Genomic DNA, 10112 nt, shown 5'->3' on the forward strand with positions numbered 1-10112 from the left:
GGGCGGCTCCGGCCGTCCACCGACGGGACACACGCTCTCTCACGTCAGGTCGAACTCGCCCTCCCTGGCCTCGGATACGAAGGCGCCCCACTCGGCGGGGGTGAAGATCAGCGAGGGACTCTCGGGGCGGCCGCTGTTGCGCATGGCGATGAAGCCCTCGACAAAGGCGATCTGGACGTCTCCCCTGCCTTGGCTGCTGGACCGCCAGTCCGCGTTGCTGAGGTCCAGCTCCGCCGGCTTGTGCCAGCCGTCGAGCGATCGCTGCTCCATGGTGCTCTCGGCCACGTCCGTGCTCCTCCCGGTTCGTCGTCCGCCCGCCAGACTAGCGATCGGTTCCCGCCGCCGACAGGCCACGTGACGGGGAGGTTCAGGAGGTTGGCGGCTCGGCGCCGACGAGCCACATCGAGAAGAACTGCGATCCGCCGCCGTAGGCGTGTCCGAGCACTCGGCGGGCGCCTTCCACCTGGTGTTCTCCCGCCTGCCCGCGCACCTGGAGCGCGGCTTCGGCGAAGCGGATCATGCCGGAGGCCCCGATGGGGTTGGTGGACAGCACGCCGCCGGACATGTCGACCGGAAGGTCCCCGTCCAGCTCGGTGACACCGGACTCGGTGAGTTTCCAGCCCTCTCCCTCGGCGGCGAAGCCGAGGTTTTCCAGCCACATCGGCTCGTACCAGGAGAACGGCACGTACATCTCGACCGCGTCGATCTCGCGGCGCGGGTCCGTGATGCCCGCCTGGCGGTAGACGTCGGCGGCGCAGTCGCGGCCCGCGCGCGGTGACACGCTGTCCTTGCCCGCGAACAGCGTCGGCTCACTGCGCATCGCCCCGCCGTGCATCCACGCGGCCGACCGGGGCGCACGGGCCGCCCCCGCCCGGTCGGTGAGGACCATCGCGACCGCCCCGTCGGAGGACGGGCAGGTCTCCGAGTAACGGATCGGATCCCACAGCATGGGCGAGGCCTGGACCTTCTCCAGCGTGATGTCGTGCTCGTGGAGATGCGCGTAGGGGTTCTTCAGCGCGTTGCGGCGGTTCTTGTACGCCACCAGGGAGCCGACGGTGTCGGGGGCGCCGCTGCGCCGCATGTACGCCCGTACGTGCGGGGCGAAGAAGCCGCCCGCTCCGGCCAGCAGCGGCTGCTGGAACGGGATCGGCAGGGACAGGCCCCACATGGCGTTCGACTCGGACTGTTTCTCGAAGGCGAGCGTCAGCACGGTGCCGTGCACGCGGGCCGCGACGAGACTCGCCGCGACCAGCGCGGTCGATCCGCCGACCGAGCCCGCCGTGTGCACCCGCATCATCGGTTTGCCGACCGCGCCGAGCGCGTCGGCGAGGTACAGCTCGGGCATCATCACGCCCTCGAAGAAGTCGGGCGCCTTGCCGATGACGACGGCCTCGATGTCGGCCCACGTCAACTCGGCGTCGGCCAGGGCCCTTTGGGCCGCCTCCCGGACGAGTCCCGCGATCGACACGTCCCGCCGGGCCGCGACGTGCTTGGTCTGGCCGATGCCTACGACGGCCACGGGCTCCTTGCTCATCGCGGATCCCCTTCAAGTACGGCGACCAGGTTCTGTTGCAGACAGGGCCCGGAGGTGGCGTGGGCGAGGGCCCGGTCGGACTCGCCCCGGTGGATGCGTGCGGCGGCCTCGCCGATCCGGATGAGCCCGGCGGCCATGACCGGGTTGGCGGCCAGGGCGCCGCCCGACGGGTTGACGTCCACGCCGTCGTCCAGCCGCAGCACCTCGCGCAGGATGACCTCCTGGGAGCTGAACGGCGCGTGCAACTCGGCGGTGTCCACGGGACGTTCGAAGACTCCGGCCCGCTCGGCGGCGAGCCGGGTCGACGGCGAGTCGGTCAGATCGCGTACGCCGATGCCGTGCGCCTCGATGCGGTGGTCGATGCCGCGGATCCAGGCGGGCCGCGCGCACAGCTCCCGGGCCCGCTCCCCCGCCGCGAGCACCACGGCGGCGGCGCCATCGCCGATGGGCGGGCAGTCCCCGGTACGCAGCGGTCGTACGAGGTACTCCCCCTGGGGCACCGAACCCCTCAGCTGGGCATGGGAGTTGTCTGCGGCCGCCGTACGGCTCCGTGCCCCGACCGCCGCGAGCGCCGGCTCGTCCGTGCGGCCCGCGTCGATGAGCGCCTGGGCCTGGAGGGCGGCGAGGGCGACGGAGTCGGGCCACAGCGGGGCCAGGTAGTACGGGTCGAGCTGCCGGGTCAGCACGTCCCGGACCGACCCGGGCGAGGACTTGCCGTACGCGTACACGAGCGCGGTGTCGGCGTCCCCCGTCTGGAGCTTCACCCACGCCTCGTACAGCGCCCAGGCCCCGTCCATCTCGACGTGCGACTCGGAGATCGGCGGCCAGGCGCCCACGCCGTCGAGGGCGAGGGTGAAGGAGAAGGCGCGACCGGCGAGGTAGTCGCTCGACCCGGAGCAGGTGAAGTCGATGTCGGAGGTTTTGAGCCCGGTCCCGTCCAGGACCTCGTGCAGGACCGGCATGAGCATCTCCACCTCGGAGAGTTCCTCGCTGGTGCTCCGGTGGTCGGTCTGGGCGAAGGCGACGACGGCGATCTCCCGGTTCACGTCAGCTCCTTGAACGTGTCGTACTCGGCGTCCGGCTCCCCGGTTGGCCGGTAGTGGTCGGGGTAGCGGGCGCCTTCCGTCCACACCGGTTCGACGCGCAGTCCCATGCGCACCTGGTCGTACGGGATGCCCGCGATACGGCCGTGCAGGGCGAGGTCGGCGCCGTCGAGCGCGATGTGCCCGTAGACGTACGGGACTTCGATGTCCAGATTCGCCGTATGCGCGGCCTTGATGTTGACGATGCAGAACGTGGTCACCGTCCCGCCCGGCCCGACCTCCACCTGCTCGGCCGTGGCCACCCCACAGGTCGGGCAGGCGCCACGAGGCGGGACGTACACCTTCCGGCAGGCCGGACAGCGTTCACCGACGGCCCGGCGCTCGACGAGGGCGTTGATGTATCCGGTCTGGGCGCGGCCGGGCGAGTAGGTGTAGTCGAGGCGGGCGGGGGCGACGATGCCGGTGATCGGGTCGTCGAACTCACCGCTGTGGCCCTCCGGTTCCGCTTCGGCGGCCTCTCCGCCGTACGGCTCGAAACAGGCGATGTCCGTGATGGCGCCGGAACGTTCCTCCGCCCAGCGGACCCGGACACGCATACCGGTGCGTACGGCGTCGGGGCCCGAGGCGTCGAGGGCGTGCAGAAGGCCGGTGTCGGCGCCGTCCAGCTTCACCAGGACCCAGGCGAACGGGGTGGCGAGCGGCTGGCCCCGGCGGGGGGCGTGATTCCAGGCCCAGGTGGTGACCGTGCCGGTCGGGGCGACTTCGACGAGCTCGCGGATCTCCTCGGCGGTGACGGGGTCGTACTCGACGGGCGGCACGAGGGTCCGGCCGTCCCCGGTACGGACACCGAGGATCACGCGCTCACGCAGCCCGGTGAGAAAAGCGCTCTGGATGGGGCCGAGGGAACGGGTGAAGGGGAACTCGACGGTGAGGGGTGCTTTGAGGATTGCGGACATCGGGGCTTGCCTCCTTCGAACGGGGGGCGCCAGACGCGCCCCTCAAGGGGCGCGGGGCTGTATCGATATGCGGCTCCGCCGCGTGGGCGCGATCAGCCACAGACGGCCCGCAGTCGACCAACGACGCACCTAGCCGGGCGCTTACGAACGCTTGTAATCAGGCTGCCGCTTCTCGGCGAACGCCCGAGCCCCTTCCTTCGCGTCATCCGTGTCAAAGATCGGCCATCCCCGTTTCAACTCGGCGGCCAACCCATCCGCCTCGGTCATCTCGGCGGTCTCATACACGGACGCCTTGACGGCCTCGACGGCCAGCGGCCCACACGCATTGATCTTTTCGGCGATCTCCAGAGCCTTGGTGAGGGCAGTGCCATCAGGAACGACGTGCCCGATCAGCCCGACCCCGACGGCCTCACGCGCGCTGTACGGCCGCCCGGTGAGCAGCATCTCCAACGCATGAGTGCGCGGAATCTGCCGCTGAAGGCGCACCGTGGAGCCGCCGATCGGGAACAACCCCCGCTTGACCTCGAAGAGCCCGAATGTCGCCGACTCGCCGGCAACCCGGATGTCAGTGCCCTGGAGAATCTCGGTGCCCCCGGCGACGCAGTATCCCTCGACGGCGGCGAGAACCGGCTTGCGCGGCCGGTGATGACGGAGCATCGCCTTCCAGTGCAGGTCGGGGTCGGCCTTGAGACGGTCGCGGTACTCCTGGCCGACCATCCCCTTGTCGCCGGCCAGCGCCTTGAGGTCCATCCCGGCGCAGAAGGCGCCCCCGGCTCCGGTGACGACGATCGAGCGGACCGCGTCGTCCTCGTCGGCCTCGACCCAGCCGTCGTAGAGGCCGACGAGCATCGGCAGCGAGAGCGCGTTCTTGGCCTCGGGCCGGTTGAGTGTGAGCACCAGGGTGGCGCCTTCGCGCCGCATAGTGAGGTGTTCCGTACCAACCATCGCATCCTCCAGTCTCCGGAACGAGAACAGGTTGCAGGAGGCGCGGGGCCAGTACAAGAGTTTTCTGACAGTCAGTCAGATTTCTTGTGCGCGAACCCTTCCCACCTACGGCGCCCTTTGCTCTGATGACCGCGAACCGACGGATGCCAGGGCGCGCCCGGGGTCAGGAGGAGTGCGGTGGAGTACAACCTTGCGGACCTGTTCGAGTCGGTCGTGGACGTGGTCCCGGAGCGTGCGGCGCTCGCGTACCTCGACATCCCGGGTACGGGCGCGGAACGCCGGCTGACCTACGCCGAGTTGGACGCGGAGGCGAACCGCGTCGGCCATCATCTGCTCGACAGCGGGCTCAAGCCCGGTGACCATGTCGGCCTGCATCTCTACAACTGCGTGGAGTACCTCCAGACGGCGCTGGGCTGTCTCAAGGCGCGACTCGTGCCTGTCAACGTCAACTACCGCTACGTGGAAGAAGAGTTGGTCTACCTCTACCGGGACGCGGATCTGGTGGGGCTCGTCTTCGACGCGGAGTTCACCGGGCGGGTGGCGGCGGCGCTACCGAGGACGGAGAAGCTGCGGCAGCTGCTACGGGTGGGCGCACCACCGGCGGGCGCCCCGGAGCTGAAGGGGGTCACGGACTTCGCGGAGATCTCGCGGAACACCGAGCGGGGTTTCCCGGCACGCTCGGCGGACGACCAGTTCATCATCTACACCGGTGGCACGACGGGCATGCCCAAGGGCGTGATGTGGCGTCAGGAAGACCTGTTCTTCTCAGGTTTGGGGGGCGGCGCCCCGACCGGGGAACCGGTGAAGGCGCCGGAGGAGCTGGCCGAGCGGGTCGCGGCCGGCGGCGACGGGATCACGTTCTTCCCCACCGCTCCGCTGATGCACGGCACGTCCACGCTCACGGCGTTCATCGGCTTCAACTTCGGCCAACGCGTCGTGATCCACCGCAAGTTCGTGGCCGAGGAGGCACTGCGGACGATCGAGAAGGAGAAGGTCACCAGTGTGTCCCTGGTGGGTGACGCGATGCTGCGGCCGCTCATCGACGCGCTGAACGGCCCGATGAAGGGTACGGACTGCTCCTCGCTGTTCAGTGTGTCGTCGTCCGGCGCGATCATGTCGGAGACGGTCCGGCAGCAGTTCCAGACCCTGGTGCCGAACGCGATGCTCCTCAACAACTTCGGCTCCTCGGAGTCCGGCTTCAACGGCACGGCGACCGAGGACGCGGGCGCGGGCGACGGCTTCCGGATCCGCGTCCACTCCGGTACGCAGGTCGTGGACCCGGCCACGTACGAGCCCGTCCCCGTCGGTGTACCGGGTCGGGTCGCCCAGCACGGCCATGTCCCGCTCGGCTACTACAACGACGCCGAGAAAACGGCCGAGACCTTCTTCGAGAAGGACGGCGAGCGCTGGGTGCTCCTCGGTGACATGGCGACCGTCGACGAGGAGGGCGTCGTCACGGTGCTCGGCCGGGGCTCGCAGTGCATCAACACCGGCGGCGAGAAGGTGTACCCCGAGGAGGTCGAGCAGGCCCTCAAGGCCCACCCCGACGTGTACGACGCGCTGGTCGCCGGGGTGCCTGACCCGAAGTGGGGCAGCCATGTCGCGGCCGTGGTGCAGCTGCGCGAGGGCGCGGCCCGCCCGAGCCTGGAGGACATCCAGACCCACTGCCGCACCCGCCTCGCCGGCTACAAGATCCCCCGCCAGCTCATCCTCACCGACACCATCCAGCGCTCCCCCAGTGGCAAGGCGGACTACCGCTGGGCGCGGTCGGTGGCGGTCGCGGCGGACGTCCCCTGACCGTCGTCCCACCACGCGGGGGCAGGCGCGTTGCGCTGTTCGTCGGTGGCCTCGATCATCGTCCAGTCGAAGGGCAGGTCCCCTTCGGGGCGGACGGCTCGTGGGCGGGGCGGATCCAGCGGGAAGGGCGCGGGCACGTCCTCCAGGGCGAGGCGGCGCACGAGACCGGGGTCCTGTTGTGCCAGCAGGTACGCGACCACGCCGCCGAGCGAGTGGCCCACGACGTCGACGTGCGCGAGGCCGAGAGCGTCGAGGAAGCCACGTACGTCGTCCCGCATCAGCTCGTACGCGTACTCCCCCGGCCAGTCACTGTCGCCGTGTCCGCGCAGGTCGGGGGCGTACACCCGGCGTCGGCCGGTGGACACCAGCGTCTTTGCGATGCCCGTCCAGTCCGCGCCGTCGGCACCGCGCGCGTGGAGGAGGACGAGGGGTGGTGCGTCCTGCGGGCCCCAGACGCGATAGGCCAGGGTGATGCCGTTCGCCTGTACGGTGCGGGGTTTCGTGTCCATGGCACGCACCGTAGTCCGCGGGCGCCGTCGGTCCTCGTCACTCTGCCGAGGGCAGAGCGACTGCCGGAGTCAGGCCTCCGCGAAGCGGTCCCGCAGCTCCCGCTTCAGGATCTTGCCGCTCGCGTTGCGCGGGAGTTCGTCCACGAAGAGGACCTTCTTCGGGGCCTTGAAGTGGGTGAGGTTCTCGCGGGCGTGGGTGATCAGTTCGGCCTCGGTGACCTCGCCGCGGGGGACGACGACGGCGGTCACCGCCTCGATCCACTTCTCGTCGGGGAGGGCGATCACGGCGACCTCGGCGACCCGGTCATGGGTGTAGAGGGCGTCCTCGACCTGGCGGGAGGCGATGAGGACGCCGCCGGAGTTGATGACGTCCTTGACGCGGTCGACGATGGTGAAGAAGCCGTGGGCATCGCGTACGGCGAGGTCGCCGGAGTGGAACCAGCCGTCGCGGAAGGCCTCGGCGGTCTCCTCGGGCTTCTCCCAGTAGCCCTCGCAGAGTTGCGGGGACTGGTACACGATCTCGCCGGGCGTGCCGTCGGGTACGTCCTCGCCCTTCTCGTCGACGACCTTGGCCTCGACGAACATGACGGGTCGTCCGCAGGAGTCCATGCGGCCCTTGTGCTCGTGGGGGCCGAGGACCATGGACAGGGGGCCGATCTCGCTCTGGCCGAAGCAGTTGTGGAAGGCGAGCTTCGGCAGGCGTTCTCTGAGCCGTTCCAGGACGGGTACCGGCATGATCGATGCCCCGTAGTACGCCTTGCGCAGGCCCCTGAGGTTCCGGGTCTCGAAGTCGGGGCGGTTGGACAGCGCGATCCACACGGTGGGCGGGGCGAAGAGGCTGTCCGCGTCGCCCGCCTCGATCAGGTCGAGGAGCCGGTCGCCGTCGGGTGCGTCGAGGATGGTGTTGGTGGCGCCGACCGCGAGGTAAGGCACCAGGAAGACGTGCATCTGTGCCGAGTGGTAAAGCGGGAGGGAGTGCACGGGCCGGTCGCCGGCCGAGAGGTCGAGGGCGGAGATCGCGCTGAGGTACTCGTGCACCAGCGCGCGGTGCGTCATCATCGCGCCCTTGGGGAGCGCGGTGGTGCCGGAGGTGTAGAGGAGTTGGACGAGGTCCTCGGCCTTGGGCTCCTCGCCGTCGTACGGCTCCGTGGTGGCGAGTCGGGTGAGCAGTGAGTCGGCGGCGTCCCGGAGCGGGAGGGTACGCAGGCCCTCGGGGAGGTTCCCGGCGAGGTCGGGGTCGGTCAGGACCAGGGTGCTGCCGGACTGGTCGAGGAGGTACGACAGGTCGTCGCCGGTGAGGTTCTGGTTGACCGGGACGTGCACCAGGCCGGCGCGGGCGCAGGCCAGGAAGGCGATCAGGTAGGCGTCCGAGTTGTGGCCGTAGGCGCCGACCCTGTCGCCGGGGCGGAGGCCGGTGTCGCGCAGGGCGCGGGCGGCGCGGGAGACGGCGTCCTCCAACTCGGCGTACGTCCAGAAGCGTTCGCCGTAGTGGATCGCGACGCGGGCGGGAGTCCGCCGGGCGCTGCGCCGCAGCACTCCGTCGACCGTCACACTGCGTCCAGCCGTCATGATCAGCCCTTTCGTCCATCGGTCCCGGCGCGATCCTCGTTCCGCCGCTCGACCAGGGTCAAGCACATCACGCACATGGCCCGAATCCGGCGCGCATGGCGCGAAACCGCTCAACTTCGGCACCTGGGGCGCGAGTCAATCAGAGTGAAGATCACCGCACACATGGACTACGCACAAACGCCCTGACGGGCTCAACCGTCACTTCCCTCGATGATGTCGGGAGGCACCATGCGTACCCGCCTGAGACAGTTCGTCGTCTCGGCCGTAGCCCTGTTCACCGCCTCGGCCGTGCTGCCGTCGGCCACCGCCGCGGACGGCGACCGGGCCGGTGGGCAACGCCCGTCCCACGGTGGTCTGTCCGCCGTGATCCGCTACACCGAGTACGGCATTCCGCACATCGTCGCGAAGGACTACGCGAACCTCGGTTTCGGCGCCGGCTGGGCGCAGGCCGCCGACCAGGTGTGTGTGCTCGCCGACGGGTTCGTGACGCTGCGCGGCGAACGCTCCCGCTGGTTCGGCGCCGAGGGCACCACCGACTTCGCGCTGTCGTCGGCGCGCAGCAACCTCAGCAGCGACCTGTACTTCCGTGGCGTCCGGGAGACCCGCACGGTGGAGAAGCTGCTCGCCGAGCCCGCTCCCGTGGGCCCGAGCCGGAAGGCCCGGGACATGATGCGCGGCTGGGCGGCGGGCTACAACGCCTGGCTGAAGCAGAATCAGATCAATGACCCCGCCTGCACGGACGCCTCCTGGGTCACGCCGGTCACGGAACTCGATGTGGCTGCCCGTGGCCTCGCCATCGCCGCGCTCTCCGGCGAAGGGCGCCTCGTCGAGGCGATCACGACCGCGCAGCCACCGACCGGGGTCAATAGCCCCGCCTCGCGCGCGGCCGGCGCGAAAGCCGTCATGGGAGCGGCGGACGACCTGTGGGGCACCAGCGACATGGGCTCCAACGCGGTCGCCTTCCGCGGCGACACGACCGCGAACGGACGAGGACTACTGCTCGGCAACCCGCACTACCCGTGGCAGGGCGGGCGCCGCTTCTGGCAGTCGCAGCAGACGATCCCCGGCCGGCTCGACGTCTCCGGCGGTGCCCTGCTCGGGTCACCGGCGATCTCCATAGGTTTCAACGCCCACGTGGCGTGGAGCCACACCGTCTCCACCGGCGTCCCGGCCAACTTCCACCAGCTGACGCTGGATCCGGCCGATCCGACGACTTACCTGGTCGACGGCGAGCCGGAGAAGATGACCAGGCGGACCATGACCGTCGCGGTCAAGGACGGCACCCCGGTGACCCGCACCCAGTGGTGGACCCGCTACGGGCCCGTGGTCAATGCGCTGGGCGCGCAGGCCCCGCTGCCGTGGACCACCACGACGGCGTACGCCCTCCACGACCCCAACGCCACGAATCTGCGCTTCGCCGACACCTCCCTCGGCTTCAGCGAGGCCCGGAGCACGGACGACGTCCTCGACTCCCTCGCCGAGCATCAGGGAATCCCCTGGGTGAACACCCTTGCCGCCGACCGTGCGGGACACACCCTCTTCACCCAGTCGCAGGTGCTGCCCCGGATCACCGACGATCTGGCGGAGCGCTGCTCGACGGCGCTCGGCAGGACCACGTATCCGGCGTCCGGGGTCGCGATCCTCGACGGCTCGCGCGGCGACTGCGCCCTCGGCCGTGACGCGGACGCCGTGCGACCGGGCATCTTCGGCCCCGCCCGGATGCCGACGCTCAAGGACGCCCCGTACGTGGAGAACTCGA

Annotated in this window: 9 protein-coding genes; 2 read left to right on the forward strand and 7 right to left on the reverse strand. The window is 70.1% G+C overall.

Annotated elements, in window-relative coordinates; all coding sequences use genetic code 11:
* Nucleotides 1-39: 39 nt before the first annotated feature.
* The 5 genes from F3T56_RS44545 to F3T56_RS44565 all read right to left on the reverse strand — a co-directional run bounded on the left by F3T56_RS44545 (nucleotide 40) and on the right by F3T56_RS44565 (nucleotide 4478).
* Nucleotides 40-285 (reverse strand): DUF397 domain-containing protein, encoded by a 246-nt coding sequence (locus F3T56_RS44545; RefSeq protein WP_149831168.1) that lies wholly within the window; start codon nucleotides 283-285, stop codon nucleotides 40-42.
* Between the two features lie 82 nt (nucleotides 286-367).
* Entirely contained in the window at nucleotides 368-1534 is a 1167-nt protein-coding gene (locus tag F3T56_RS44550; RefSeq protein WP_149831169.1) for a thiolase domain-containing protein, read from the reverse strand.
* A complete protein-coding gene (locus tag F3T56_RS44555) occupies nucleotides 1531-2580 on the reverse strand; it encodes a thiolase domain-containing protein (protein WP_149831170.1) in 1050 nt (349 codons plus the stop codon). Before F3T56_RS44555 ends, F3T56_RS44550 begins: the two co-directional genes overlap by 4 nt.
* A complete protein-coding gene (locus F3T56_RS44560; RefSeq protein WP_149831171.1) occupies nucleotides 2577-3533 on the reverse strand; it encodes a Zn-ribbon domain-containing OB-fold protein in 957 nt (318 codons plus the stop codon). Before F3T56_RS44560 ends, F3T56_RS44555 begins: the two co-directional genes overlap by 4 nt.
* 141 nt (nucleotides 3534-3674) lie before the next feature.
* Complete coding sequence (locus F3T56_RS44565; protein WP_149831172.1) at nucleotides 3675-4478, reverse strand: crotonase/enoyl-CoA hydratase family protein; 804 nt, start codon at nucleotides 4476-4478, stop codon at nucleotides 3675-3677.
* Between the two features lie 177 nt (nucleotides 4479-4655).
* On the opposite strand from F3T56_RS44565, the gene F3T56_RS44570 reads away from it, so the two are divergent.
* On the forward strand, nucleotides 4656-6275 hold the full coding sequence (locus F3T56_RS44570) for an acyl-CoA synthetase (RefSeq protein ID WP_149831173.1): 1620 nt from the start codon (nucleotides 4656-4658) through the stop codon (nucleotides 6273-6275).
* On the opposite strand, the gene F3T56_RS44575 is transcribed toward F3T56_RS44570, so the two are convergent.
* On the reverse strand, nucleotides 6230-6784 hold the full coding sequence (locus F3T56_RS44575; protein WP_149831174.1) for an alpha/beta fold hydrolase: 555 nt from the start codon (nucleotides 6782-6784) through the stop codon (nucleotides 6230-6232). The two genes, F3T56_RS44570 and F3T56_RS44575, sit on opposite strands and share 46 nt — an antisense overlap.
* A 69-nt stretch (nucleotides 6785-6853) precedes the next feature.
* Nucleotides 6854-8353: an acyl-CoA synthetase gene (locus F3T56_RS44580; RefSeq protein WP_149831175.1), complete on the reverse strand. Its 1500-nt coding sequence runs from the start codon at nucleotides 8351-8353 to the stop codon at nucleotides 6854-6856.
* Between the two features lie 228 nt (nucleotides 8354-8581).
* On the opposite strand from F3T56_RS44580, the gene F3T56_RS44585 reads away from it, so the two are divergent.
* The coding region (locus F3T56_RS44585; RefSeq protein ID WP_172639473.1) for a penicillin acylase family protein at nucleotides 8582-10112 on the forward strand (1531 nt) is incomplete at its 3' end.

This window comes from Streptomyces tailanensis, assembly GCF_008386495.1.
Classification (GTDB): Bacteria; Actinomycetota; Actinomycetes; order Streptomycetales; family Streptomycetaceae; genus Streptomyces; species Streptomyces tailanensis.

Coding starts and splice junctions, on each gene's coding strand:
- F3T56_RS44550 (WP_149831169.1), bottom strand. CDS start 1,534: ATGAGCAAGGAGCCCGTGGCCGTCGTAGGCATCGGCCAGACCAAGCAC.
- F3T56_RS44560 (WP_149831171.1), bottom strand. CDS start 3,533: ATGTCCGCAATCCTCAAAGCACCCCTCACCGTCGAGTTCCCCTTCACC.
- F3T56_RS44565 (WP_149831172.1), bottom strand. CDS start 4,478: ATGGTTGGTACGGAACACCTCACTATGCGGCGCGAAGGCGCCACCCTG.
- F3T56_RS44575 (WP_149831174.1), bottom strand. CDS start 6,784: ATGGACACGAAACCCCGCACCGTACAGGCGAACGGCATCACCCTGGCC.
- F3T56_RS44580 (WP_149831175.1), bottom strand. CDS start 8,353: ATGACGGCTGGACGCAGTGTGACGGTCGACGGAGTGCTGCGGCGCAGC.